Consider the following 23707-nt stretch of genomic DNA (forward strand, 5'->3'; position numbering starts at 1 on the left):
ACCCGGCGCGGACGTCCGGGCAGCCCGGCTCAGCGAGCGGTGTCGTACTCGGCCGGGACCGCGAGGCGCTGCCCGGGCTCGACGCCCGCGCTCGAGAGCTGGTTGAGGGAGAGGATGTCGTCGACCACGTCGCGCGGGTCCGCCTGCGGGGCGAGCTCCTCGGCGAGCGACCAGAGCGACTCGCCCGCGTGAACGGTGACGTACTGGAACTCGACCGCAGCGGCGTCGCTCGACGCGACCGCTCCACCGCCGTTGAGCCCGAAGGCGAAGGCGCCCGCCACGATCGGCAGGGCCCCCAGAGCGGCCACCACGGCGCGGCCGCGGCGCGTGAGGCGCAGACGGGTGCGGACGATCCGCGCTTCGCCGAACGCGCTCATCGGCTCGGGAGCGGACGGCAGTACCTCGACGGGCCGAGCCGCGGACGAGCGCTGGAGCGGGCGGGAGGTGAGCTGTGCGGTCATGGGATCGCTCCTTTCAACAGGGATTCGGGGAGGCCCTCGGCCGGGAGGGCCGCCCCGAACGCCTGTACCGAACATATCTTCGAATGACGGAGCGGTCAAGGGACCGTTCCGGCTGATCCGCGGGCGGACTCGCGCGCGACACACTCGAACGAATGTTCCGAGTCGTGAGTTCCGGCGGATACAGTTTCGAGAGCCTGGTCGTAGTAGAGCAGCGACCACCGACATTCCTTGTCGGGTCGCGACCGGGCGGGCGCGCACGCGGCGTGCGCACCGGGAAGAGGGAGCATCGTGAGCGACGCGCAGAGGGCCGGGACCCCGGCCGCCAAGACGAAGGCGGCCGCAGGCCGGCGCCGGAAGAGCCTGAGCGCCAAGCAGCTCGCGATCCTCGACGCGATCCAGCGCTCGGTGTCGAGCCGCGGCTACCCGCCGAGCATGCGCGAGATCGGCGACGCGGTCGGCCTCGCCTCGCTGTCGAGCGTCACCCACCAGCTCAACCAGCTCGAGCTCAGCGGCTACCTGCGCCGCGACCCGAACCGGCCCCGCGCCCTCGAGATCCTCATCGACATCCCCAGCTCGACGGAGGACGACGGGTCGTTCGAGTCGACCGCGACGGTCGGCGACGCGGCGATGGTCCCCCTCGTCGGCCGGATCGCGGCGGGCGTGCCGATCATGGCCGACCAGCAGATCGACGAGGTGTTCCCGCTTCCCCGGCAGCTCGTCGGCAAGGGCGAGCTCTTCATGCTCAAGGTCGTCGGCGAGTCGATGATCGACGCCGCGATCTGCGACGGCGACTGGGTCGTGGTCCGCTCGCAGCGCACCGCCGAGAACGGCGAGATCGTGGCGGCCATGCTCGACGGCGAGGCAACCGTCAAGGTGCTGCGCCAGCGCGACGGCCACACCTGGCTGCTGCCCCGCAACTCCAACTTCGAGCCGATCCTCGGCGACGAGGCAGAGGTGCTCGGGAAGATCGTGGCGGTCCTCCGCTCGGTCTGACACCGGGCGTGCAGGAGGGGCCCGACCAGCGTGCAGCCGGTCGGGCCCCTCCTGCATTCGACGGGCACGGGCGATCGGGGCGCGCGCCCCTCCGTCGCGGTCACGGGAAGGCGGAGGAGAGCTGCCGACACGAGATCGCCAAACCCTCCGACCTCCGGAGCGGGTCGATGATGCGGGACGCCGCACCCCCTCCCGGATGCGCCGAGCGCCCGCCGCCCGGACGGGGAGACAGGCGCTCGGGTGGTGGCGATCAGGCCTGGACGGCCCCGCGCGGAACCGCGAACTCGGTGAGCGAGCCCGCCAGGTCGGCGTGCACGAGGGCGACCACGTGGGTGCCGCCCTCGACGTACTGCGTCGACAGGATCCGGCCGCTGCGGTGCAGATGCGAGATCACGTCGCCCCGGTCGTACGGCACGAGCAGGTCGATCTCGACGTCCGGCTCGGGCAGGATCTCGGCGATCCGCGCCTCCAGCTCGTCGATGCCCTCGCCGCTGCGCGCCGACACGAAGACCGCGTCGGGAGCGAGACCGCGCAGCACCAGCCGCGTGCCCTCGTCCACCAGATCGGCCTTGTTGAAGGCGATGATCTCGGGGATGCTTCGGGCGCCCACCTCGCCGATCACGTCGCGCACGGTGGCGATCTGCCCGGCCGGATCGGGGTGGGAGGCGTCCACGACGTGGACGATCACATCGGAGTCCGCGACCTCCTCGAGCGTCGACCGGAAGGCCTCGACGAGCTGGTGCGGAAGCGCTCGCACGAAGCCGACCGTGTCGGCGAGCGTGTAGAGGCGCCCGTCCTTCGTCTGGGCCTTGCGGACGGTGGCGTCGAGGGTCGCGAAGAGCGAGTTCTCGACGAGGACGCCCGCGTGCGTCATCCGGTTCAGCAGGCTCGACTTGCCGGCGTTCGTGTACCCCGCGATCGCCACCGAGGGGACGGCGTTGCGCTTGCGGTTCGCGCGCTTGGCCTCGCGGGCGGGCTTCATCGCCGTGATCTGCTTGCGCAGGCGCGCCATGCGGGTGTGGATGCGGCGACGATCGAGCTCGATCTTCGTCTCACCCGGACCGCGCGAGCCCATTCCGGCTCCCGCGCCCACCTGACCGCCGGCCTGGCGGGACATCGACTCGCCCCAGCCGCGCAGTCGCGGGAGCAGGTACTCGAGCTGCGCGAGCTCGACCTGCGCCTTGCCCTCGCGGCTCTTCGCGTGCTGGCTGAAGATGTCGAGGATCACCGCGGTGCGGTCGATCACCTTGACCTTCACCACGTCCTCCAGCGCGCGGCGCTGGCTCGGTGCGAGCTCGGTGTCGGCGACGACCGTGTCCGCACCGAGGGCCGCGACGAGCCCCGCGAGCTCCTGGGCCTTGCCCTTGCCGAGGTAGGTGCTCGGATCGGGGTGCGGGCGGCGCTGGAGCAGGCCGTCGAGGACCGTCGCTCCCGCCGTCTCCGCGAGCGCTGCGAGCTCGTGCAGCGAGTTCTCCGCGTCCTCCAGAGAGTTCTGCGAGTACACGCCGATGAGCACGACGTTCTCCAGGCGCAGCTGGCGGTACTCGACCTCCGTCACGTCCTCGAGCTCGGTCGAGAGGCCGGCGACGCGTCGCAGCGCCTGCCGGTCGTCGCGGTCGAACTGCTCGCCGTCGCTGTTCTCGCCCTCGTGGCCGGCGCTCTGCAGCGCCTGGGCTCCACCCGCGACGAAGCGCGAGTACCCCGCCGAACGCGACTGCGCGTTCGCCAGGACCCTCGAGACGACGTCCACGGCCTCGGTCGTGTCGGTCTCGTTCAGGTCTTCCGTCATCCGGATAACACTAACTCCTCAGGTCTTGATAGGTTCACTTCTCATGGCCGCCGAGCACTACTTCTCGAGTACTCCCGACGGCGACCTCCGGCCCCGCAGGATCCAGGCCCGCCTGGCCGGCCGCGACCTCGAGGTCACGACGGCAGGAGGGGTGTTCAGCCCCGGTCACGTCGATCTCGGCACACGCGTCCTGCTGGACGCGGTGCCCGACGCCCCCGCTGACGGGGACCTGCTGGACCTCGGCTGCGGCTGGGGCCCGATCGCCCTCGCGCTCGCCCTCGCCTCCCCCGACGCCCGGGTGTGGGCGGTCGACGTCAACCAGCGGGCGCTCGAGCTGGTCCGTCGCAACTGCGAGGAACTCGGCGTCCTCAATGTCAACGCCGTGCTGCCCGAGGATGTTCCCGACGACGTCCGCTTCCGCACCGTGTGGTCGAACCCGCCGATCCGCATCGGCAAGGAGGAGCTGCACCTCCTGCTCGAACGCTGGCTGCCGCGGCTCGAGGAGGGCGCGGACGCCTGGCTCGTCGTGCAGCGCAACCTCGGCTCCGACTCGCTCCAGACCTGGCTGGGCGCCGCGTTCGCCGGGCGGCTCGACGTGGAGCGCGTCTCCTCGGCGAAGGGCTTCCGCGTGCTGCGGACGACCCGCCTGGCCTGACCGGGTCCTCAGTCGATCCGGATCGTCCCGGTGAAGACGAGGTCGGCCGGGCCGGAGAGCCCGACGTGCTCGCCCTCCTCCGCCGCGAACATCGTCACGCCGAGCGTGCCGCCCGGGACCTCCACGCGCCAGGCCTGCGGAGCGCGCGCTCCCGCCCAGTAGCGCACCGCCAGTGCCGCCGCCGCGGCACCCGTGCCGCAACTCAGGGTCTCGCCGCTGCCGCGCTCGTGCACGCGCATCCGGATCCGCCCGATCCCGTCGTGGACCAGGGGCTCGCCGGGAACCACGAACTCGACGTTCGCGCCGTCCTCGAGCTCCGGGTCGAGCTGCGGGATGTAGGAGAGGTCGGCGGAGTCGAGCTCCTCGTCGTTGCTGAGGGCGACGACCACGTGCGGATTGCCGAGGTCGATCCCGAGACCGGGGCGCGCGACCTTGAGCTCCTTCGCCCGCACCAGGGGCTCGCCGCCCGCCAGCTCCCAGCGGCCGAGGTCGACCTGGAACCCGGCACCGCTGCGGGTGACGTCGCGGACGCCGGCGCGGGTGCCGATCGGCAGGGTGTCGCCGGGCTCGAGCGCCGCGAGGCCGCCCGCGAGCAGGAACGCGGCGTAGACGCGGATGCCGTTGCCGCACATCTCGGCGATCGAGCCGTCGGCGTTGCGGTAGTCCATGAACCACTCCGCCTCGCTCTCCTCGGCCAGAGCCGCGGCGCCCTCCGGGATCGCGCGGGAGCGGACGGCACGGATGACGCCGTCGGCGCCGACGCCGAAGTGGCGGTCGCAGATCATCGCGATCTGCGCGGGCGAGAGGTCGACCTCACCGTCCGGGTCGCTGAAGAGCACGAAGTCGTTGCCGGTGCCCTGGCCCTTGGTGAAGTGCAGCTCGATCGTCATGGCGCACAGCCTAGCGAGGAGCGGGAGCGGCGGCCTGGGCGGCGGCGTGCGCCCGCGACACAAGGTCCGGCGCGTCGTACGGGAGCCGGTGGGCGCCGGCGTAGCGCCGGAACCAGCTGTTCTGCCGACGTGCGTAGCGGCGCGTGAGCGCCTGCGTCGCCGCGATCGCCTCCTCCTCGCGGAGGACGCCGGCACGCTGGGCGAGCGCCTGGGCGTACCCGATGGCCCGCCCGGCTGTGACGCCGCGCTCCAGGCCGAAGGGGACGAGCCGCTCGACCTCGTCGAGCATCCCGGTCGCCCACATCCGCTCCACCCGCCGGTCGAGGCGCTGCACCAGCTCCTCCCGCGGAGCCTCGAGGAACAGGATCGAGGCGGGGCGCCACCGAACCGGCTCGTCGGACATCAGCGCGCTGTGCGTGCTCCCGCCGGTGAGCTCCGCGATCTCGAGCGCGCGGACGATGCGCCGGGCGTTGTGCGGACCGATCCGCTCGGCCACTCCGGCGTCGATCCGGCGCAACCGCTCGACGAGGGCGCCCAGGCCCTCCCGCTCGGCGGTCTCCTCGAGCCGGCGCCGGACGGCCGGGTCGGTGCCCGCGAACGAGAACTCGAAGACGACGCTGGAGACGTACAGACCGGAGCCCCCGACGAGGATCGGCGTCGCCCCGCGCGCCAGCACGCTCTCGATCACGCGCCGCGCCTCGCTCTGGTAGCGGGCGACCGACGCCTCCTCCGTCACGTCGAGGACGTCGAGCAGGTGGTGCGGGACGCCCCGACGCTCGTCGGCGGGCAGCTTCGCGGTGCCGATGTCCATCCCGCGGTAGAGCTGCATCGCGTCGGCGTTCACGATCTCAGCGGCGCCGCCGTCCTGCCGGATCGCCTCGGCGAGCTCGAGCGAGAGGTCGGACTTGCCCGTGCCGGTCGCGCCGACGACCGCGATGAGCTCCGGCGCGGTATCGGGGGCTCCGGTCTCAGCGCTCGCCATCGAGGGCGTCGTAGATCGGCGTCGTCAGCGTGCCGGCGTCGCGCACGCGCAGCGACGGCAGGCCCAGCGAGACCCGGGGCGCCCCGCTCGCGCCCGGGGCGGCCGGAACTCCGCAGGACTCGGTCTGCGCCCGGTCCCAGGCGTCGCCCGCGCGGGTGCGGCGGATGCGGAGCGGCGCGCCGTCGGGCGAATCCGCCAGGAGGTAGAAGGGCGCGGCACGGGTGACCCGGACCGAGACCACGTCTCCGGGACGCGGCTGCTCGGAGCCCTCGGGCACGTCGAAGTGCACCAGACGGCTGTCCTCGGCGCGTCCGCTCAGCCGGTGCGTCTCCGTGTCGCGGCGGCCCTCGCCGGTCGCGACGAGGACCTCGACCTCGCGGCCGACGACCGTGCGGTTCTCCTGCTCGCTGATCGCATCCTGCAGGGCGACGAGCCGCTCGTAGCGCTCCTGGACGACCGCCTTGGGGATCTGGTCGGGCAGCGTCGCGGCCGGGGTGCCGGGTCGGATGGAGTACTGGAAGGTGAAGGCGGAGGCGAAGCGGGCCGCCTCGACCACCCGCAGGGTCTCCTGGAAGTCGGCCTCGGTCTCGCCGGGGAAGCCCACGATGATGTCGGTGCTGATCGCCGCGTGCGGGATGCGATCGCGGACCCGGTCGAGGATCCCGAGGAACTTCTCGGAGCGGTAGGAGCGGCGCATCGCCTTGAGGATGCGGTCGGAGCCGGACTGGAGCGGCATGTGCAGCTGCGGCATCACCGCCGGCGTCTCGGCCATGGCGTCGATCACGTCGTCGGTGAAGGCCGCGGGATGGGGGCTCGTGAAGCGGATCCGCTCGAGCCCGTCGATGGTGCCCGCCGCGCGGAGCAGCTTCGAGAACGCCTGGCGGTCGCCGAACTCGACGCCGTAGGAGTTCACGTTCTGGCCGAGAAGGGTGACCTCGATCGCGCCGTCGTCCACGAGCGCCTGGATCTCGGCGAGCACGTCGCCGGGACGCCGGTCCTTCTCCTTGCCGCGGAGCGAGGGGACGATGCAGAAGGTGCAGGTGTTGTTGCAGCCGACCGAGATCGAGACCCAGCCGCTGTAGGTCGAGTCGCGCTTCGTGGGGAGCGTGGAGGGGAAGACATCGAGCGATTCGAGGATCTCGAGCTGCGCCTCGTCGTTGTGGCGGGCGCGCTCGAGCAGGCTCGGGAGGGCGCCCATGTTGTGCGTGCCGAAGACGACGTCGACCCACGGGGCGCGGTCGAGGATGACGTTCTTGTCCTTCTGCGCGAGGCAGCCGCCGACCGCGATCTGCATCCCCTCGTGTCGGCGCTTCACCGACGCGAGGTGGCCGAGGTTGCCGTAGAGCTTGTTGTCGGCGTTCTCGCGCACCGCGCAGGTGTTGATCACGACGACGTCGGCCTCGGCTCCATCGGCGGACACGTAGCCCGCCGCCTCGAGCGAACCGCTCAGCCGCTCGGAGTCGTGCACGTTCATCTGGCACCCGAACGTACGGACCTCGTAGGTCCTCGGCCGGGTCTCGGCGACGGGCGACGGGGCGGTACCGAGCGTGCTCATGGTGTGGGATTCTACGCTCCGGTCGGACCGCTCCCGGCCCGCCGTGTCAGCGGAAGCGGACGCCCGACCCCGGCTTGCGGATCGTCTCGCGGACGACGCGCTGCACGAGTCCGCCGGCGTAGCCGCGGCGCGCGAGGAATCCCGTGAGCCGGCGCTCGGCGACCTCGTCGGAGAGCGAGCGCAGGCTCGGCAGGCGCTTGCGCGCGAGCTCGAGCGCCGTGCGGTACTCGTCGTCGCCGTCCAGCTCGTCGAGCGCTGACGCGATCGCCTCGGGGTCGATCTTCCGCGCGCGCAGCTCCTGCTGGATGGAGGAGCGGCCGAGCTTCTTGCGGTCACGGAGCGAGACGACCAGCTGCTCCGCCATGCGGAGGTCGTCGAGGTAGCCGAAGCGCGTGAAGCGCTCGAGGATCTCGAGGGCGTCCTTCTCGGCGACGCCCTCCGTGTAGAGGCGCGCCTCGACCTCGGCGACCGAGAGGCTCTTGCGGGAGAGCCCCCGTACGATCCGATCCGCGACCTGCTCGGGATCGATCTCCTCCGGGATCTCGATCGCGTCGTCGTCGTCCTCGTCCTCCGCGTTCTCGACGAACGCCGGCGCGCGCCGGGCGACATGAGCCGAGAGCTCGGCGATCCGCTCGGAGGCCGGAGACGCGGCGCCCCCGACGGCGGAGCCTCCCGACTCGCCTGCGGCCGCCCCGGGAGCACTGGTACGCGGCGTTCCGGCTCCGGACGGATCCGGAAGCGACCCGGCCCCGTCGGCGTCCGGCGCCGCCGGAGCCCAGCCCTCGTCGCCCGCCGCACTCCGGTCGACCCAGGGCAGGAAGGCCACGGGGCGGCCCTTCGCCCCCTCCGCGGCCTTCTCCGCCACGGGCTAGGCGCCCTTGCGCACGGGCTGCTTGGTCTCGATCGCGACCGGCGCGGCCTCGACGGCCGCGTTCGGGTCGACGATCACGCCGAGCTTCACCAGGATGCGCTTCTCGATCTCAGCGGCCACATCGGCGTTGTCGATGAGGAACTGGCGCGCCTTCTCCTTGCCCTGGCCGAGCTGGTCGCCGTCGTAGGTGTACCAGGCGCCCGACTTGCGGACGATCTCGTGCTCGACACCGAAGTCGATCAGGCTGCCCTCGCGGGAGATGCCGACGCCGTAGAGGATGTCGAACTCGGCCTGCTTGAAGGGCGGGGCCATCTTGTTCTTCACGACCTTGACGCGGGTGCGGTTGCCGACCGCGTCGGTGCCGTCCTTCAGCGTCTCGATGCGGCGGATGTCGAGGCGGACCGACGCGTAGAACTTGAGCGCCTTGCCGCCCGCCGTGGTCTCGGGGCTTCCGAAGAAGACGCCGATCTTCTCGCGCAGCTGGTTGATGAAGATCATCGTGGTGTTCGTGGTGTTCAGTCCGCCGGTCAGCTTGCGCAGCGCCTGGGACATGAGGCGGGCCTGCAGGCCGACGTGGGAGTCGCCCATCTCGCCCTCGATCTCGGCACGCGGCACGAGGGCCGCGACGGAGTCGATCACGATGAGGTCGATCGAGCCCGAGCGCACGAGCATGTCGGCGATCTCGAGCGCCTGCTCTCCGGTGTCGGGCTGCGACACGAGGAGGGAGTCGATGTCGACGCCGAGCTTCTTGGCGTACTCGGGGTCGAGCGCGTGCTCCGCGTCGATGAAGGCGGCGATGCCGCCGTTGCGCTGCGCGTTCGCGATCGCGTGCAGCGTGAGGGTGGTCTTTCCGGAGGACTCGGGGCCGTAGATCTCGACGATGCGGCCGCGGGGGAGCCCGCCGATCCCGAGCGCGACGTCGAGCGCGATCGAACCGGTCTGGATCACCTCGACGGGAGCGCGGTCGTCGCTGCCGAGGCGCATGACGGCGCCCTTGCCGAACTGGCGGTCGATCTGGGCGAGTGCGGTCTCGAGGGACTTCTCGCGGTCGGAGGAACTGGGCATGGCCGTCTCGCTCTCGTGTTCGTGGTGGTGTCGCCTACAGGCTGTCGCGACATGCCGGTGGCTGTCGGAGTGACAGTGCCGGCCGGCTGCGACAAGGCGGTGAAGCAGGTCCGTTCAGGTGTCTCCGACGGTACGCCCGACCACCGACATCGGGGCCGAGCGAGAGCGACTCCGTGGAGACGGGGCCGTTCCTGCTTCTGTGGAGGAGCCTAGTCCCGTTCGAACACGGATTCGAGCACGAGCCGTCGGCGTGTCGAACACGACTTCGGCGACGGGAGCGTCAGCGGTGGCGCTTTCGCGGATCCACGCCGTGCCACCGGGCCTCCGGGACGTCGTTGGCGCGGCAGAGGGCGAGCCAGACCTCGCGCGGCTCCGCTCCGTCCGCGAGGGCGCGCTCGGCGGTGCGGCCCCCGAGCTCGGTCAGCACGAGGTCCGAGACCAGGACACGGGCGTAGGCGCCGCCGAACTCGTCGTCCACCAGCTGCCGGAACTCGCTCAAGCGCATGCGTCCACGGTAGCCGCTGCCCGGAGGCCGCACTCCCCCGGGAACGCCGAAGGGCGCCCGGCCGGAGCCTGGGCGCCCTTCGCGTGGAACGGGTGCGGTGAGTGGAGGGGACGGGGGCCGACTACTGCGTGACGAGGTCCGCGTCGAAGCCGGCGACCATGTCGGCCGGAATGGTGTCGGGGATGGTGTCGATGCCCTCGATGACGGCGAGACGATCGCCGACCTCGCGCATGATCACCGAGATGGGGGTGTCGAGGGCGTCGGCGACAGAGGCGAGGATCTCCGAGGAGGCCTCCTTCTGACCGCGTTCGACCTCGCTCAGGTAGCCGAGCGCAACGCTCGCCTTGCTCGCCACCTGACGGAGCGTACGACCTTTCTGCAGGCGAAAGTCCCTGAGGACATCGCCGATCTCCTGACGAACTAGAACCACTGGACCCTCCTTCTCCACGTCAACCGCATGTCGTGCACCTGCACCGCGAGCACGAGCGCCGGAGATTCCGGAGCGGGTGATCGGGGGGCTGGGACGAGAGAACCGGATAGCTGTTCACTACCCGGTTCGTATGGTGTCGACTCTAATACCGGATGACTGGACTTTGCGTGTGAGCGACACCAGTTGTAACCGGGCCGCAATGCGGCGCATTCCGATTCCCGGAGGGCCCTCGCTGGGTATCCGCCTCATGCGCCGCGGGAGATCAGCTCCGCGCCGAGGGCGAGAGCCGCGTCGACCGAGGCGGCGCGGATCGCGGCGCGGTCGCCGTCGAACCGGTGCTCACGGACGAGCTCGTCCTCGCCGAGGACGGCCGCCACGAAGACGGTGCCGACGGCCGCATCCCCCTGCGGATCCGGACCGGCGACCCCCGTCGTCGCCAGGCCGAGCGTCGGACGCCCGTCGGCTGCGAGCCGCGAGGACGCTCCGCGCGCCATCTGCACGGCGACTCCGGGATCGACGGGCCCCCGCTCGCCGAGGACGCGCGCGTCGACCCCGAGGAGCCGGTCCTTGAGGTCGGTGGCATAGCTCACCACTCCCCCGCGGTACACGGCGGAGGCGCCGGGCACCTCCACGAGGGCGGAGCTGAGCGCGCCGCCGGTGAGCGACTCCGCGACGGCGAGGTCGACACCCCGCCGCCGGAGCTCGGCGATCAGCTGCGCGGCCGTCACCGCGTCGACCGGGCGGCCCGGCTCTGGCGGGCGGCGTCGGCGAGGTAGTCGATCCCGGTGGCGACCGTGAGCACCACCGCGGCCGTCATCGTGATCCCGTTCAGCCAGTGGACCCAATCGCCGAGGACGGCCCAGAGCGGCAGCAGAGCGAGGGAGATCGCGATCGACTGCACGATCGTCTTGAGCTTGCCGCCCCGTGACGCCGGGATCACCCGGTCCGAGAGCACGGCCATCCGGAAGACGGTGATGCCGATCTCGCGCACCAGGATGACGATCGTCACCCACCACGGCAGCTCCGCGAGGATCGAGAGCCCGACGAGCGCCGCACCGGTCAGCACCTTGTCGGCGATCGGATCCAGGAGCTTGCCGAGATCGGTCACGAGGCCCCGGCTCCGGGCGATGTGCCCGTCGATGCCGTCCGTGGCGATCGCGACGATGAAGAGGAGCGCCGCGGCGATCCGGATCCCGCCGTCCTGCCCCCCGTCGGCCAGCAGGAGCCAGAAGAAGACGGGCGCCAGCAGGATCCGAACGACCGTGATCGCGTTCGGCAGGTTCCAGTTGCCCGACGCGGCCGGAGCCGGTGCGGTGGGGTGGGTCATCGTGCTCCGCCGTTCCTCGCAGTGCGGGCGACCGGGACGGTCACTCGCGTCCCGTCAGCGTCCAGGCGTCCTCGCCGGACCCCTCGTCGTCGTCGTGGTAGTCGGTGGCGGCGGGCCCCGTCGGCTCGGCCAGCGGATCCGCGTACGGGTCCGGGGCGACCGAGGACGGCGCGGCCGGCCCCTCACCCGGGTCCTCGCCGCGCATGCGCGCGAGGACGCCCGGCAGCTGCTCGGCGGTGACCAGCACGTCGCGAGCCTTCGACCCCTCGGAGGGGCCGACGACCTCGCGCGACTCGAGCAGGTCCATCAGCCGGCCGGCCTTGGCGAAGCCGACGCGGAGCTTGCGCTGCAGCATCGAGGTCGAGCCGAACTGCGTGCTGACGACGAGCTCGGCCGCCGCGACCAGCAGCTCGAGGTCGTCCCCGATGTCGGAGTCGATCTCCTTGCGCTGCGCCTGCACGGTGATGTCCTGGCGGTACTCGGGCTGCGCCTGACGGGTGACGTGCTCGACGACCTTCGCGATCTCGTCCTCGCGGACCCAGGCGCCCTGGACGCGCATCGGCTTGTTGGTGCCCATGGGGAGGAAGAGGCCGTCGCCCTGCCCGATGAGCTTGTCGGCTCCCGGCTGGTCGAGGATGACCCGCGAGTCCGTCACGCTGGTCACCGCGAAGGCGAGGCGGCTGGGCACGTTCGCCTTGATGAGGCCGGTCACCACGTCGACGCTCGGCCGCTGCGTGGCCAGCACGAGGTGGATGCCCGAGGCGCGCGCGAGCTGGGTGATGCGCACGATCGAGTCCTCGACGTCGCGCGGGGCGACCATCATCAGGTCGGCGAGCTCGTCGACCACCACGAGGAGGTACGGGTACGGCTTGAGGACGCGGCTGCTGCCCGCGGGGAGCTTGATCTCGTCCGCGCGGACGGCCGCGTTGAAGTCGTCGATGTGACGGAACCCGAACGACGCCAGGTCGTCGTAGCGCATGTCCATCTCCTTCACGACCCACTGCAGCGCCTCGGCGGCCTTCTTGGGGTTCGTGATGATCGGAGTGATCAGGTGCGGCACTCCGCCGTAGATGGTGAGCTCCACGCGCTTGGGGTCGATCAGGACCATCCGCACGTCCTGCGGGCGCGCGCGCATCAGCAGGCTCGTGATCATCGAGTTGACGAAGCTGGACTTGCCGGAGCCGGTGGAGCCGGCGACCAGGAGGTGCGGCATCTTGGCGAGGTTCGCCACGACGTAGCCGCCCTCGACGTCCTTGCCGACGCCGATGGTCATCGGGTGCGTGGACGTCGTCGAGGCCGGCGAGCGGAGGACGTCGCCCAGCGAGACGATCTCGCGGTCCGTGTTGGGGATCTCGACGCCGATCGCGCTCTTGCCCGGGATCGGGGAGAGGATCCGGACCTCGTTGCTGGCGACGGCGTAGGAGAGGTTCTTGCTGAGCGCGGTGACGCGCTCGACCTTGACGCCGGGGCCGAGCTCGATCTCGTAGCGGGTGACGGTCGGGCCGCGGGAGAAGCCGGTGACCGTCGCGTCCACGTTGAACTGCTGCAGCACCTCGGTGATGGCGCGGACCATCTCGTCGTTGGCCGCCGAGCGCGCCTTGGAGGGCGTGCCCGTCGAGAGGGCGGCCGCCGAGGGGAGGCGGTACGGCGCGTCGTCCTCGAACGAGGAGTCGAAACCGGCGGTCGGGTCCTCCTCGGCGAGGGGCGCGATCGGGCCGGTCTCGATGACGGGCGGGATCGGGACGGCGGGCGCCACGTCGAGGCGGTCGAGCCGGATGACCTCGGTCGCGTCGTCGTCGACCACGCCGGTCGCACCGCGGGGAGCGCCCGTCTGCTCGAAGCGGGCGAGCGCGGCCTCGGCGGTCTCGGCCTCGTCCAGCACCTCGGTGGCGTAGGAGCGGGTCGGCGGGTGGGCCTCGTCGTCGCGCTCCTCGAGCGCGGTGTCGAAGCCCTTCGCGCGGCCGCGGGCGGGAGCGGTGCCCTCGAGCACCTCGGTGAAGGAGTCGATCGGGAGCTCGGTCTGCGCGGTCGGCTCGTCCTCGCGCCCGGACTCGGTGCGCCGCCACCAGGGCAGCTCTCCGCCGTCCTGCTGCGCGTCCTCCTCCTGCTCGGCCTCCGCCTTCGCCGCGGCCTTGGCGGCGGCCCGCTCGGCCTTGAGGCGGGCGCGCTCCTCGTCGTCGAGCACGGGGGCGCCGAAGAGGTAGCCGTAGAGCTCCCGCGAGCGCGCGCCGATGCGGTTCGGCGGGGTCTTGGTGATGATGAACAGCGACAGCAGGATCACGAGCGACAGCAGCACGGTCGCGCCGGGGACGGTGGCGATCGCCGCGAGCGGGGCGCCCACCAGCCAGCCGAGGACGCCTCCCGCGGCCGCCATGGTCGCGATGCCCTGGCCGGGCTGCGGCAGGCCGAGGTGCGCGTGGCAGATGCCGGCGGAGGCGACGAGCAGCGTGATGACGCCCACGCCGATCCGCCCGTTGTCGTCGACGGACCGGGGGTGCCGAAAGAGCCAGAGGGAGAAGAGGAGAAGGACGACCGGCAGCACGTAGGCGACCCGGCCGAAGAAGCCGCCGAAGCTCCACGCGTCGAGCACCAGGGCGACCGGGTCGGTCGCGAGGAACCACTCGACCACCGCGCCCGCGACGGCCAGCAGCAGCAGCAGGAAGGGGACGCCGTCGCGGCGCTCCTCCTTCGCCAGCCGCTCGGGACCGAGGGCGCGGGCGGCGCCGCCCGCGAGGTGGGCCAGCGCCATCCAGAGCCGCACGGCGGGGTTGGTGCGCGGGGCGGACTCGAAGGCCACCGTCTTCGTCTCGGCGGCCGCCTTGCCCGAGCCCCGTCCGGATCGCGGCGCGCCGGAGCGCGGAGTCGCGCTGCCGCGCCCGCGCGAGGTCGTCTTGGTACTGGTCGCCATGAGGCCACCGTACCCGCCGCCCCCGTCAGGGCCGGTGACCCGCGCCGCGACGGCCGGCGCCGATCCGCCGCCGGCCGGGAGGCTCAGGCCTCGATGACGAGCGGCACGATCATGGGCCGGCGGCGGTAGGAGGTGTTGACCCAGCGGCCGACGACGCGACGGACGGCCTGCGAGAGCGCGTGCTGATCGCTCGCCCCGTTCCGCACCGCCTCCTCGAGCGCGGCCGCGATCCGCGGCTTGACCTCGTCGAAGACGCTGTCGTCCTCCGCGAAGCCCTTCGCGTGGATCTCGGGGCCGACGACGATCCGCCCCGTGCCCGCCTCGACCACCACGATGATCGAGATGAAGCCCTCCTCGCCGAGGATCCGCCGGTCCTTGAGGTCGGCGTCGGTGATCTCGCCCACCGACGATCCGTCGACGTAGACGAACCCCAGGTCGAGCCGTCCGACGACGGTCGCCCTGCCGTCGAGCAGGTCGATCACGGTGCCGTCCTCGGCGATGATCGTGTTCTCCTCCGCGATCCCGGTCTCACGCGCGAGCTGCGCGTTCGCGACCAGGTGCCGGTACTCGCCGTGCACCGGCATCACGTTCAGCGGCTTGAGGATGTTGTAGCAGTAGAGGAGCTCGCCGGCCGCGGCGTGCCCGGACACGTGCACCTTCGCGTTGCCCTTGTGCACGACGGTCGCTCCGAGCCGCGTGAGCCCGTTGATGACCCGGTACACCGCGTTCTCATTGCCGGGGATGAGGCTGGAGGCGAGGATCACGGTGTCGCCCTCCCCCGGCTCGATCTGGTGATCGAGGTTGGCCATCCGGCTGAGGACGGCCATCGGCTCGCCCTGCGACCCGGTGGACATGTAGACGATCCTGTCCTCGGGGACGTCGCCCGACTTCTTCATGTCGACCAGGACTCCCGGAGGGACGTGCAGGTAGCCGAGATCCGCGGCGATGCGCATGTTGCGGACCATGGAGCGGCCGAGCAGCGCCACGCGGCGGCCCGTGGCGTGAGCCGCGTCGAGCACCTGCTGCACCCGGTGCACGTGGCTGGAGAAGCTCGCGACGATGACGCGGCGGGTCGCCCTGGCCATGACGCTCTCGATGACCGGGCCGATGTCGCGCTCGCTCGGCGTGAAGCCGGGGACGTCGGCGTTGGTGGAGTCGACCATGAACAGGTCGACTCCCTCCTCGCCGAGGCGGGCGAAGGCGCGCAGGTCGGTGATCCGGCCGTCGAGCGGCAGCTGGTCCATCTTGAAGTCGCCGGTGTGCAGCACCGAGCCCGCGTCGGTGACGATCGACACGGCCAGCGCGTCCGGGATCGAGTGGTTCACGGCGACGAACTCGAGCTCGAAGGGCCCGAGGTTCTCGACGTCGCCCTCCTTCACCGTGAGCGTGTACGGCGTGATCCGGTGCTCCTTGAGCTTCGCCTCGACGAGGGCGAGCGTGAGGGTGGAGCCGATCAGCGGGATGTCGCGCTTCAGCCGGAGCAGGTAGGGGACGGCGCCGATGTGGTCCTCGTGGCCATGGGTGAGGACCACTCCGACGATGTCGTCGAGCCGGTCCCGGATGGGCGTGAAGTCCGGGAGGATCAGGTCGACGCCCGGCTGGTCCTCCTCCGGGAAGAGCACGCCGCAGTCGACGATCAGGAGCCTGCCGTCGATCTCGAAGACGGTCATGTTGCGGCCGATCTCGCCGAGGCCGCCGAGGGGGATGATCCGGAGCGTTCCCGGAGCGAGCGGGGCGGGGATGATCACGGGACCGGGCATGCGCCCTCCTTCTCCAGCGGTGCTTTCTCGGGACGTGCCGCTCGGGCTCAGCGGGTGGTGCCGGCGACCTTCGGGAGGGCGCCGCCGGCCGCGGCGTTGCGGTCGGGCCGGAAGTTGCGGAAGTCGACGCCCGGGATGTCGCGGACCAGGCCGAGCTCGTCCTCGATGAGCGCCGCCTCCGACTCCTCCGGGCCGACCAGGGGCAGCCGCACGCGCGGCGAGGAGATGCGGCCGAGGCCGTGCAGGATGTACTTCGCGGCGACGGTCCCGGGGACGTGCGTCATCACGGCGCGCACGAGCGGCTCGAGCTGCTGGTGCGCACGGGTGGCCGCGTGGAGGTCGCCCGCGTTCACGGCGTCGACGATCGTGCGATACGGCGCGGCGGCGATGTTCGCGGTGACGCCGATGAGCCCCGTGGCGCCGATGGCGAGCTCGGGCAGCACGTTCGCGTCGTCGCCGCAGAAGTACATCAGGTCGGTCTGGTTGAGCACGCGGCTGACCTCGGAGAGATCTCCCTTCGCGTCCTTCACGGCCAGGATGTTCGGGTGCTTGGCCGCCCGCAGGATCGTCTCGTAGCGGATCGGCACGCCGGTGCGGCCGGGGATGTCGTAGAGGATCACCGGCAGGTCCGTCGCATCCGCGATCATCCGGAAGTGGGTGAGCACGCCCGCCTGCGTGGGCTTGTTGTAGTAGGGGGTGACGATCATGTTGCCGTCGGCGCCGGCCTTCTCGCTCTGACGGGCGAGCTGCATGGCGTGGGCGGTCTCGTTCGAGCCGCCTCCCGTGATGATCTTCGCGCGGCCCCCGGCGACCGAGCGGCCGACCTCGACGAGGCGGATCTTCTCCGGGTCGGTCAGGGTGCTGGTCTCGCCCGTGGTCCCGGTGACCACGATGCCGTCCGCGCCCGCTGCGATGCAGTCGTCGATGTGCTTCTCGACACCGGGCCAGTCGACCTCGCCGTCGGCGGTGAACGGGGTGACCAGGGCGACCAGGACCTGGCCGAAGGGATTCTCCGGAGTTGACACGCTGCCAGGGTAGCGGGTCGCCGCCGCGCCGCCGGGAGGAGCTTCCCGGAGCCGCCCGCGCGGACGGCAGCAGGCGATCGGGCGGGACGGCCCGCTCGTCCTCGCCGGGCGGCGGGCTACGGGGCGACGCGGCCGTTCGCTGTGAAGGCGGCGGCCGTGAGGGGCATCAGCTCCTGGAAGTGCGTCTCCATCTGCTCGGCCGCCATCTCGATCTCGCGCTGCGGGAAGGAGGGGAACGTCGAGTCCTCGCGCTTGGTGCGCAGGGAGAGGAAGTTCATCAGCGAGCGGGCGTTGAGCGTGACGTACATCGACGAGTAGATGTTCAGCGGGAGGACGATCCGGGCGACCTCGCGGGCGACGCCCTCGCCGAGCATCCGCCGGTACGACTCGTAGGCCTGCGTGCTGACGCGGCGCGTCTCCTCGGCGACGAGCTCGGCCTGCTCGGGGGTGCCCGGCTCGAAGGAGTAGGCGCCGGGCTTGCCGACCTGCACGAGGTTGCGGCGGGGGCCGGGCACGTAGAAGACCGGACGGAGCTCGCGGTAACGGCCCGACTCCTCGTTGTAGGAGGCGATGCGGTGCCGCATGAACTCGCGGAAGACGAAGATCGGCGCCTGCACGTAGAAGGTCATCGAGTTGTGCTCGAACGGCGAGCCGTGGCGGTCGCGCATGAGGTAGTTGATCAGGCCGCGGTCGCGCTTGCGCTGCAGCTCGGCGTCGGACTCCTCGCCGTCGAGCGCCTCGGCGAGTGTCTTCTCGCCCTGGGTCGAGACGCGGGCCGCGAACAGCACGTCGGAGTCGTGGGCGCTCGCGCGGACCAGCTCGACGACGACATCGCTGCGGAAGACGGGACTGCTCGGGTCTGCGCTGAGGCTGCTCTGTTCGGTCACGGATCGAACCTAGACCACGCTTTGACCGCGGCCGTCGTCACATCCCGAAACAGTCGTCCGCGCAGCGCCTGCGCCGACCTACGCTTCCCGGATGGAGCCCGTGACGATCCTCGCCGCACTGCTCGGCCTCGTCGTGCTGGGCGTCGTCCTCGGGGCTGTCCATCGGGCCCGCTCCGGGCGCGTCGCGGGCGTCCCCTCGCGCCAGGGCCCCGCGATCGACCCCGGCGAGCTCGTCCCCGGCGCAGTGCTCGGGACCCGGGCCACAGTCGTGCAGTTCTCGACCGACGTCTGCACGCGGTGCCCTGCAGTGCGACGGATGGTCGGGGAGCTCGCCCAGCAGCGGCCCGGGCTGGCGCACCTCGACGTCGATCTGACGCACCGCCCCGACCTCGCGGCGCGCTTCCGCGTCCGGCAGACGCCCACGCTCCTCCTGCTCGATCGAGACGGAGTGCCGCGCAGCCGCGTCGGCGGCGCTCCGACCCGCGCCGCCCTGACCATCGAGCTCGACCGACTCCAGGAGACATGATGAGCACCCGCTCCCCCTCCACCACCGGCGCCACTCCCCCGTCCGGCACCGTCGATCCCCGCGGCCCGAGGGTCGCCGCCGGAGTCACCGCCGCACTCCTCCTCACGGCCGTGGGCCTCGGGCTCGCGGCCGCGGCCCGGGCCGACCTCGACGGCCGGCTCTCCCAGCCCGGCTTCCTCCTGCTGCTGGCGCTCGCCGCCCTCTTCGCCTGGTCGGCCGCGCGCGGCGTCGGCTCCGGCCCCTGGGCGGTGCTGTTCCGCCGGGTGGTCCGGCCGCACCTGGCACCGCCGCGCGAGTGGGAGGACGCCCGCCCGCCGCGCTTCGCCCAGCTGATCGGCCTGGTGGTGACCGGCGCCGGCGTCCTCCTGCACGTCGCCGGCGTCCCGGGATCGGTTCCGGTCGCCGCGGCCGTCGCCTTCCTCGCCGCCTTCCTCAACGCCGTGTTCGGCCTCTGCCTGGGCTGCGAGCTCTACCTCGTGCTCGCGCGGGCCGGCCTGGTCGGGCGCTCGGCCGGCTCCCGGGCGTGAGGCTCTAGGCTGAGTCCGCTTCGCGGGCGGCCCGCGACCGGCTCCGGGAGGCACCATGAGCGACTCATCCGCACGGCACTCCGACCACGACGGGATCACGGACTCCGGCTCGCCGCGGCGCGCCGCGCGCACGCCGGGCGAGCACGTGTCGACGCCGTCCGAGCTGCCCTCGGCCCGGCCGGATGCGTCCGCTCCCCGGCTCCGCGTCCTGATCTCGGGCGCCAGCGGGATGATCGGCTCCGAGCTGACCCGCCAGCTGCGCGCCGAGGGGCACGAGATCCTGCGCCTGGTGCGCCACGCGCCGTCGAGCCCGGACGAGTTCCACTGGGCGCCCACCTCGCACATGCTCGACTTCAGCGTGCTCGACCGCGTCGACGCCGTGATCAACCTCTCCGGCGCCTCGATCAGCCGCCTGCCGTGGACCGCGTCCTACAAGCGGGAGATCCTCGACTCGCGGATCCAGTCCACGCAGACCCTCACCGACGCGATGCGGATGTCCTCGACCCCGCCGACGACGCTGATCAACGCCTCCGCGGTCGGCTACTACGGAGACCGCCCGGGCGAGGAGCTCACCGAGCAGTCCTCGCGCGGCGACGGGTTCCTCGCCGACGTCGTCGACCGCTGGGAGAAGGCCGCCCACCTCGCGCCCGAGGCCACGCGGGTGGTCACCGCTCGCACCGGGCTCGTCCTCGGCGACGGCGGCGCGCTCAAGCCGCTCCTGCCCCTGACGAAGCTCGGCCTCAGCGGACCCCTCGGCAGCGGCAACCAGGCCTGGCCCTGGATCAGCCTCTACGACGAGGCCGCGGCGATCCGCCACCTGCTCACGTCCTCGCTCTCGGGCCCGGTGAACCTCGCCGGACCGGTGCCGGCGACCGCGAACGACGTGATGCGCACCCTCGCCGAGCAGCTGCACCGCCCGTTCAAGCTGGCCGTCCCCGAGAAGATCATCGAGCTCGCGCTGCGCGACGCCGGGCACGAGCTCCTGCTCTCGAGCCAGCGCCTGGTCCCCCAGCGGCTGCTCGACGACGGCTTCGAGTTCCGCCACCGCACGGTCGGCGCGGCGCTGGAGTGGGTGCTCGCCTGATCCCGGCCGCCCGAGCGGTTCTCGCCCGGAGAGCCGCGCTCGAGTCGCGGCCGAGCGGTCAGGCCGGAGCCTCGTGCTCCAGCGCGATGGCCCGGCGGATGGCGCCTCGGGCACGCTTGCGGTCGCCACTGGCGTCGTAGGCGAGGCCGAGGCGGTACCAGGCACGCCAGCTCCCGGGCTGCGCGTCGACCTCCTCCGCGTACTGCGGGAACAGCGCGTCCGCCTCCTCCCGGAGCGGACGCCCGCTGGCCCGCGAGTCGAGGACCTCCTGCGGCAGCGCGTTCTCGCCCTCCAGCCGACGGGCCAGCTTCTCGGCGCGGAGCCCGAACAGCAGCTCGCGCACGAGCCCCCAGACGCCGACGGCGCCGAGGATCAGCAGGCCGACGCCCATCACGATGCCGGGCACCGTCGCCGCGGCGAAGGCGACGACGGAGTACTGCAGGCAGACGAACAGGTAGAGGGCGAGCAGGACCGCCATCAGGACGACGCCGATGCGGGTCCTCACGGGGTGCTCGTCGCTGCGGCGGCCTGGCCGGACGGAGCCCGGTCGATGACGGGCTGCTCGTCGACCGGCCGCTCGTCGAGAGGCGCGGCGTCGAAGGCGGCGCGCAGGTCGATCAGCGCGTCGAGGCCCACCACCACGCCCGTGGTCGTCCGGACCGCGTCGAGAGCGCGCAGGACGCCCTGCTCGTAGGACGCCTGCGAGGTGGTGTCGTGCCGGATGGTGACCGTCTCGCCGGTGCCGCCGAAGACGACCTCCTGGCGCGCCTCCACTCCGGGCAGGCGGAGGCTGTGGACCGGGACGCTCGCGACCTGCTGGCCGCGGGCCCGCTGGTCGGTGTGCGGAGCCTGCACCGGACCGAGCTCGGCCCGGGCGCGCAGCAGCAGCTCGGCCGTGCGGACCGCGGTCCCGGAGGGCGAGTCGACCTTGCGGGCGCCGTGGGTCTCGACGATCTCGGCGGCGTCGAAGAAGCGCGCGGCCACGGTGGCCAGCGCGGTCGCGAGCACCGAGCCCAGCGAGAAGTTGGGGATGATCACGACGCCGGCCTCCGGCTGCTCGGCGACGCTGCGCCGGAGGGCCGCGATCCGGTCGCCGGTCCAGCCGGAGGTGCCGACGAGCACCTTCCTCCCGTTGGCCACGGCGAAGTCGACGATCTGCTGGCTGACGGCCGGCACGGTCATGTCGACGACGACGTCGGCCGCGAGCATCTCGGCGGGATCGCTCCGCGAGCCGAGCCGCGCGACGAGCGAGAACTCGCTCGACGCCTCGATGAGCGAGCAGGTGAACGAGCCGAGTCGGCCGGACGCGCCGACCACGGCGACGGAGGTAGTCACCGACTCAGCGTAGCCCGCGGCTCAGTACGGCTGGGCCTCGGGCAGGCCGGTGCGCAGCTCCACGGGCAGGTGCGAGAGGTCGTTGTGCACGACGAGCACCGGCGGCTTGCGGGAGCGGACGCGGATGATCGTCAGCCCGCAGTTGGCCTGGTTGAGGCCCAGCCACCGCCAGTCGGGAGCGTCGAACACGTGGCGGACGAACCAGCCGATCACGAAGTTGTGGGTGATGAGGAGGTCGTGGCGGTCCTCGCGCGACGGCGCCAGGAACTCGGCCACCGCGTCCTGCATCTGCGCGTGCCCCGCCTCGATCTCGGCCGCGGTGACGCTGCCGAAGAAGGGCTCGAAAGCCTTGGGCATGTCCGGGGTCGGCCCCGAGGGGATGCAGTCGAACAGCAGCGAGGACGGCTGGAGCGGCAGGCTCGGCAGGAGCGTCTGGAAGCGCGCGGCCGTCTCCTCGGCCCGGCGCAGCGGCGAGTGCCACGCTCCGGTGAAGGGGACTCCGCCGAGCCGCTCGGCGATGAGCCTCGCCTGGCGCTCGCCACGGGCCGAGAGCGGGCCGTCCGGCATGCCGTGCTCGGCGTCCTGCTGCTCGCCGTGGCGGACGAGGTAGATGTAGTGGGACACGGGGTCCTCCCTGGTGCGGCGCGGCGGTGCGCGGTCAGCGGGCGTTCGACGATCGGATCAGATCGCGGAGGCGCTCTCGATCCCGGCGATCCCGGCGAAGGCCGACTCGTCGACCGCGCCGACGGCCGAGATCGACGACGGCCCCCGGCTCAAGTCTGCCGCGAGTGCCTGGACGTCCTCCGCGCCGACGAGGGCGAGTCGGCGCAGGCTCTCGTCGAGGTCGACGAACTCGCCGAAGGTCAGCTCGGCGCGTCCGAGGCGCGACATCCGGGTGTCGGAGTCCTCCAGCGCGAGCGCCGCCGCTCCCGAGAGCTGGCCGCGGGCGCGCGCGAGCTCGTCGTCGGTGACGCCGTCCTCGGCGAGGCGGTGGAACTCGGTGAGCAGGAGCTCGGCGACCGTCCCCGCCTTCGCCGGGGTGCACGCGGCGTAGAGCCCGAAGAGGCCCGCGTCCGAGTAGGACGGGGCGAAGGAGTAGACGGAGTAGGCCAGGCCGCGCTTCTCGCGCACCTCCTGGAACAACCGCGAGGACATGCCGCCGCCGAGGATCGAGTTGAGGACGCCCATCGTCATCCGCCGCTCGTCGCCCGCGGCGAGACCGGGGAAGCCGACCAGCAGGTTCGCCTGCTCGGTGGGGCGGTGCACCACCGACAGGGCGCTGCCGCGGGTGTAGGACGCACGGCCGCCGACGCGCCGCTCGACGGGCGGGGCCGCCGTGCCGAGGTCCCAGCCGTCGGCGACGAGGACCCGCTGGAGCAGCGCGACGAGCGCCTCGTGGTCGACGGCGCCGGCGACGGTGATCACCACGTCTCGCGGGCGGTAGGCGGCGCGGTAGTGCGCCCAGACCGCGTCCCGGGTGGCCTCGCCGATGGTCGCGGCGGCGCCCCCGATCGGGCGGCCCAGCGGGTGGTCGCCGAACACGGCCTCGAACAGCTTCTCGCCCGCCACGTCGGCCGGATCGTCGTCCGCCATCGCCAGCTCCTCGAGGATGACCCCGCGCTCGGTCTCGAACTCGTCCGGATCGATCAGGCTCGAGGTCACCATGTCGGCGATCACCTCGACCGCCATCGGGAGGTCGCGGTCCTGGATCTTGGCGTAGTAGCAGGTGTACTCCTTGGCGGTGAGAGCGTTGTGCTCCCCGCCCACGGAGTCGAAGGACACGGCGATGTCGAGGGCGGACCGCTTCTGCGTGCCCTTGAACAGCAGGTGCTCGAGGAAGTGCGTCGAGCCGACGTTGGAGGGCACGGCGGGCTCGCCCGCGGTCGCGGGGCGGCCGGGCCGCTCGTCGCGAGAACCCGCGGCGACCCAGAAGCCGATCGTGGCGCTGCGGGCGCCGGGCACCGATTCGCTGAGGATGCGGACACCGCTCGGGAGGACGGAGCGGCGGACCGTGGATCCGCCTGCGGCCCGGACTGACGTCTCCGGCTGGTCGAGGGGCAGTGCGACTCCGTGGTTCATCGTGCCCACCCTAGGCCACCGCGACGGCGGCCCGAGCCGGGCTGTCGCGCCGT

24 protein-coding genes are annotated in these 23707 nt (G+C 72.2%); 5 read left to right on the forward strand and 19 right to left on the reverse strand.

Annotated elements, in window-relative coordinates; genetic code table 11:
• Window positions 1-29: 29 nt before the first annotated feature.
• Window positions 30-461 carry a LysM peptidoglycan-binding domain-containing protein gene (locus C5B98_RS05440; RefSeq protein ID WP_308470716.1) on the reverse strand — a complete coding sequence of 144 codons (432 nt, stop codon included), beginning with the start codon at window positions 459-461 and terminating at the stop codon, window positions 30-32.
• 288 nt (window positions 462-749) lie between these two features.
• Here C5B98_RS05440 and lexA point away from each other — a divergent pair, with 288 nt between their 5' ends.
• On the forward strand, window positions 750-1454 hold the full coding sequence (gene lexA, locus C5B98_RS05445; RefSeq protein ID WP_104327413.1) for a transcriptional repressor LexA: 705 nt from the start codon (window positions 750-752) through the stop codon (window positions 1452-1454).
• A gap of 250 nt (window positions 1455-1704) precedes the next feature.
• Here the strand turns inward: lexA and hflX are convergent, their stop codons facing one another.
• Entirely contained in the window at window positions 1705-3243 is a 1539-nt protein-coding gene (hflX, locus tag C5B98_RS05450; RefSeq protein WP_104327414.1) for a GTPase HflX, read from the reverse strand.
• Window positions 3244-3286: 43 nt separating this feature from the next.
• Between hflX and C5B98_RS05455 the strand changes: the two genes are divergently transcribed.
• Entirely contained in the window at window positions 3287-3898 is a 612-nt protein-coding gene (locus C5B98_RS05455; RefSeq protein ID WP_104224480.1) for a class I SAM-dependent methyltransferase, read from the forward strand.
• A gap of 8 nt (window positions 3899-3906) precedes the next feature.
• Here C5B98_RS05455 and dapF read toward each other — a convergent pair whose 3' ends face one another.
• The 13 genes from dapF to thyX all read right to left on the reverse strand — a co-directional run bounded on the left by dapF (window position 3907) and on the right by thyX (window position 18103).
• Window positions 3907-4788 carry a diaminopimelate epimerase gene (gene dapF / locus C5B98_RS05460; RefSeq protein ID WP_104250184.1) on the reverse strand — a complete coding sequence of 294 codons (882 nt, stop codon included), beginning with the start codon at window positions 4786-4788 and terminating at the stop codon, window positions 3907-3909.
• Window positions 4789-4798: 10 nt separating this feature from the next.
• Window positions 4799-5770: a tRNA (adenosine(37)-N6)-dimethylallyltransferase MiaA gene (gene miaA, locus C5B98_RS05465; protein ID WP_104262716.1), complete on the reverse strand. Its 972-nt coding sequence runs from the start codon at window positions 5768-5770 to the stop codon at window positions 4799-4801.
• Window positions 5757-7325, reverse strand: coding sequence for a tRNA (N6-isopentenyl adenosine(37)-C2)-methylthiotransferase MiaB (miaB, locus tag C5B98_RS05470; protein WP_104327415.1), 1569 nt, complete (start codon window positions 7323-7325; stop codon window positions 5757-5759). Before miaB ends, miaA begins: the two co-directional genes overlap by 14 nt.
• A 46-nt stretch (window positions 7326-7371) precedes the next feature.
• Window positions 7372-8151: a regulatory protein RecX gene (locus C5B98_RS05475; RefSeq protein WP_146076892.1), complete on the reverse strand. Its 780-nt coding sequence runs from the start codon at window positions 8149-8151 to the stop codon at window positions 7372-7374.
• Window positions 8152-8193: 42 nt separating this feature from the next.
• Window positions 8194-9261, reverse strand: a complete 1068-nt coding sequence (recA, locus tag C5B98_RS05480) for a recombinase RecA (RefSeq protein WP_104262713.1) — start codon at window positions 9259-9261, stop codon at window positions 8194-8196.
• Between the two features lie 280 nt (window positions 9262-9541).
• Window positions 9542-9766, reverse strand: a complete 225-nt coding sequence (locus C5B98_RS05485; protein WP_104224474.1) for a DUF3046 domain-containing protein — start codon at window positions 9764-9766, stop codon at window positions 9542-9544.
• A 121-nt stretch (window positions 9767-9887) separates the two neighbouring features.
• Complete coding sequence (locus C5B98_RS05490) at window positions 9888-10196, reverse strand: helix-turn-helix domain-containing protein (RefSeq protein ID WP_068207524.1); 309 nt, start codon at window positions 10194-10196, stop codon at window positions 9888-9890.
• A gap of 245 nt (window positions 10197-10441) precedes the next feature.
• The gene (locus tag C5B98_RS05495) at window positions 10442-10924 is read right to left on the reverse strand and encodes a CinA family protein (RefSeq protein WP_104224473.1); all 483 of its coding nucleotides are present in this window, start codon (window positions 10922-10924) and stop codon (window positions 10442-10444) included.
• Window positions 10921-11523 carry a CDP-diacylglycerol--glycerol-3-phosphate 3-phosphatidyltransferase gene (gene pgsA / locus C5B98_RS05500; RefSeq protein ID WP_104327417.1) on the reverse strand — a complete coding sequence of 201 codons (603 nt, stop codon included), beginning with the start codon at window positions 11521-11523 and terminating at the stop codon, window positions 10921-10923. Before pgsA ends, C5B98_RS05495 begins: the two co-directional genes overlap by 4 nt.
• 40 nt (window positions 11524-11563) lie before the next feature.
• Entirely contained in the window at window positions 11564-14431 is a 2868-nt protein-coding gene (locus C5B98_RS05505) for a DNA translocase FtsK (protein ID WP_104327418.1), read from the reverse strand.
• Between the two features lie 83 nt (window positions 14432-14514).
• Window positions 14515-16191 (reverse strand): ribonuclease J, encoded by a 1677-nt coding sequence (locus C5B98_RS05510; RefSeq protein ID WP_104276117.1) that lies wholly within the window; start codon window positions 16189-16191, stop codon window positions 14515-14517.
• 47 nt (window positions 16192-16238) lie between these two features.
• Window positions 16239-17216 carry a 4-hydroxy-tetrahydrodipicolinate synthase gene (gene dapA / locus C5B98_RS05515; RefSeq protein ID WP_104224469.1) on the reverse strand — a complete coding sequence of 326 codons (978 nt, stop codon included), beginning with the start codon at window positions 17214-17216 and terminating at the stop codon, window positions 16239-16241.
• Between the two features lie 116 nt (window positions 17217-17332).
• Window positions 17333-18103, reverse strand: a complete 771-nt coding sequence (gene thyX / locus C5B98_RS05520) for an FAD-dependent thymidylate synthase (RefSeq protein ID WP_104224468.1) — start codon at window positions 18101-18103, stop codon at window positions 17333-17335.
• Between the two features lie 91 nt (window positions 18104-18194).
• On the opposite strand from thyX, the gene C5B98_RS05525 reads away from it, so the two are divergent.
• The 3 genes from C5B98_RS05525 to C5B98_RS05535 are packed head-to-tail and all read left to right on the forward strand — an operon-like array spanning window position 18195 to window position 20240.
• Entirely contained in the window at window positions 18195-18629 is a 435-nt protein-coding gene (locus C5B98_RS05525) for a thioredoxin family protein (protein WP_104250178.1), read from the forward strand.
• Window positions 18629-19156, forward strand: a complete 528-nt coding sequence (locus C5B98_RS05530) for a DUF4395 domain-containing protein (RefSeq protein ID WP_104233265.1) — start codon at window positions 18629-18631, stop codon at window positions 19154-19156. Before C5B98_RS05525 ends, C5B98_RS05530 begins: the two co-directional genes overlap by 1 nt.
• A 55-nt stretch (window positions 19157-19211) precedes the next feature.
• The gene (locus C5B98_RS05535; protein ID WP_104250176.1) at window positions 19212-20240 is read left to right on the forward strand and encodes a TIGR01777 family oxidoreductase; all 1029 of its coding nucleotides are present in this window, start codon (window positions 19212-19214) and stop codon (window positions 20238-20240) included.
• A gap of 58 nt (window positions 20241-20298) precedes the next feature.
• Here the strand turns inward: C5B98_RS05535 and C5B98_RS05540 are convergent, their stop codons facing one another.
• From C5B98_RS05540 to C5B98_RS05555, 4 genes are read right to left on the reverse strand one after another with little or no spacing between them, the layout of a single operon-like run.
• A complete protein-coding gene (locus C5B98_RS05540; RefSeq protein ID WP_104250175.1) occupies window positions 20299-20745 on the reverse strand; it encodes a hypothetical protein in 447 nt (148 codons plus the stop codon).
• On the reverse strand, window positions 20742-21575 hold the full coding sequence (gene dapB / locus C5B98_RS05545; protein ID WP_104250174.1) for a 4-hydroxy-tetrahydrodipicolinate reductase: 834 nt from the start codon (window positions 21573-21575) through the stop codon (window positions 20742-20744). Before dapB ends, C5B98_RS05540 begins: the two co-directional genes overlap by 4 nt.
• Before the next feature lie 21 nt (window positions 21576-21596).
• Window positions 21597-22199 carry a histidine phosphatase family protein gene (locus C5B98_RS05550; RefSeq protein ID WP_104224462.1) on the reverse strand — a complete coding sequence of 201 codons (603 nt, stop codon included), beginning with the start codon at window positions 22197-22199 and terminating at the stop codon, window positions 21597-21599.
• Between the two features lie 57 nt (window positions 22200-22256).
• Window positions 22257-23654, reverse strand: a complete 1398-nt coding sequence (locus C5B98_RS05555) for a pitrilysin family protein (protein WP_104327474.1) — start codon at window positions 23652-23654, stop codon at window positions 22257-22259.
• Between the last annotated feature and the right edge of the window lie 53 nt (window positions 23655-23707).

It is taken from the genome of Rathayibacter sp. AY1A5 (assembly GCF_002930875.1).
Classification (GTDB): domain Bacteria; phylum Actinomycetota; class Actinomycetes; order Actinomycetales; family Microbacteriaceae; genus Rathayibacter.

Coding starts and splice junctions, on each gene's coding strand:
- C5B98_RS05485 (WP_104224474.1), bottom strand. CDS start 9,766: ATGCGCTTGAGCGAGTTCCGGCAGCTGGTGGACGACGAGTTCGGCGGC.
- recA (WP_104262713.1), bottom strand. CDS start 9,261: ATGCCCAGTTCCTCCGACCGCGAGAAGTCCCTCGAGACCGCACTCGCC.
- miaB (WP_104327415.1), bottom strand. CDS start 7,325: ATGAGCACGCTCGGTACCGCCCCGTCGCCCGTCGCCGAGACCCGGCCG.
- C5B98_RS05440 (WP_308470716.1), bottom strand. CDS start 461: ATGACCGCACAGCTCACCTCCCGCCCGCTCCAGCGCTCGTCCGCGGCT.
- miaA (WP_104262716.1), bottom strand. CDS start 5,770: ATGGCGAGCGCTGAGACCGGAGCCCCCGATACCGCGCCGGAGCTCATC.
- C5B98_RS05525 (WP_104250178.1), top strand. CDS start 18,195: ATGGAGCCCGTGACGATCCTCGCCGCACTGCTCGGCCTCGTCGTGCTG.
- C5B98_RS05555 (WP_104327474.1), bottom strand. CDS start 23,654: ATGAACCACGGAGTCGCACTGCCCCTCGACCAGCCGGAGACGTCAGTC.
- pgsA (WP_104327417.1), bottom strand. CDS start 11,523: ATGACCCACCCCACCGCACCGGCTCCGGCCGCGTCGGGCAACTGGAAC.
- C5B98_RS05455 (WP_104224480.1), top strand. CDS start 3,287: ATGGCCGCCGAGCACTACTTCTCGAGTACTCCCGACGGCGACCTCCGG.
- C5B98_RS05530 (WP_104233265.1), top strand. CDS start 18,629: ATGAGCACCCGCTCCCCCTCCACCACCGGCGCCACTCCCCCGTCCGGC.
- dapF (WP_104250184.1), bottom strand. CDS start 4,788: ATGACGATCGAGCTGCACTTCACCAAGGGCCAGGGCACCGGCAACGAC.
- hflX (WP_104327414.1), bottom strand. CDS start 3,243: ATGACGGAAGACCTGAACGAGACCGACACGACCGAGGCCGTGGACGTC.
- C5B98_RS05535 (WP_104250176.1), top strand. CDS start 19,212: ATGAGCGACTCATCCGCACGGCACTCCGACCACGACGGGATCACGGAC.
- C5B98_RS05510 (WP_104276117.1), bottom strand. CDS start 16,191: ATGCCCGGTCCCGTGATCATCCCCGCCCCGCTCGCTCCGGGAACGCTC.
- C5B98_RS05505 (WP_104327418.1), bottom strand. CDS start 14,431: ATGGCGACCAGTACCAAGACGACCTCGCGCGGGCGCGGCAGCGCGACT.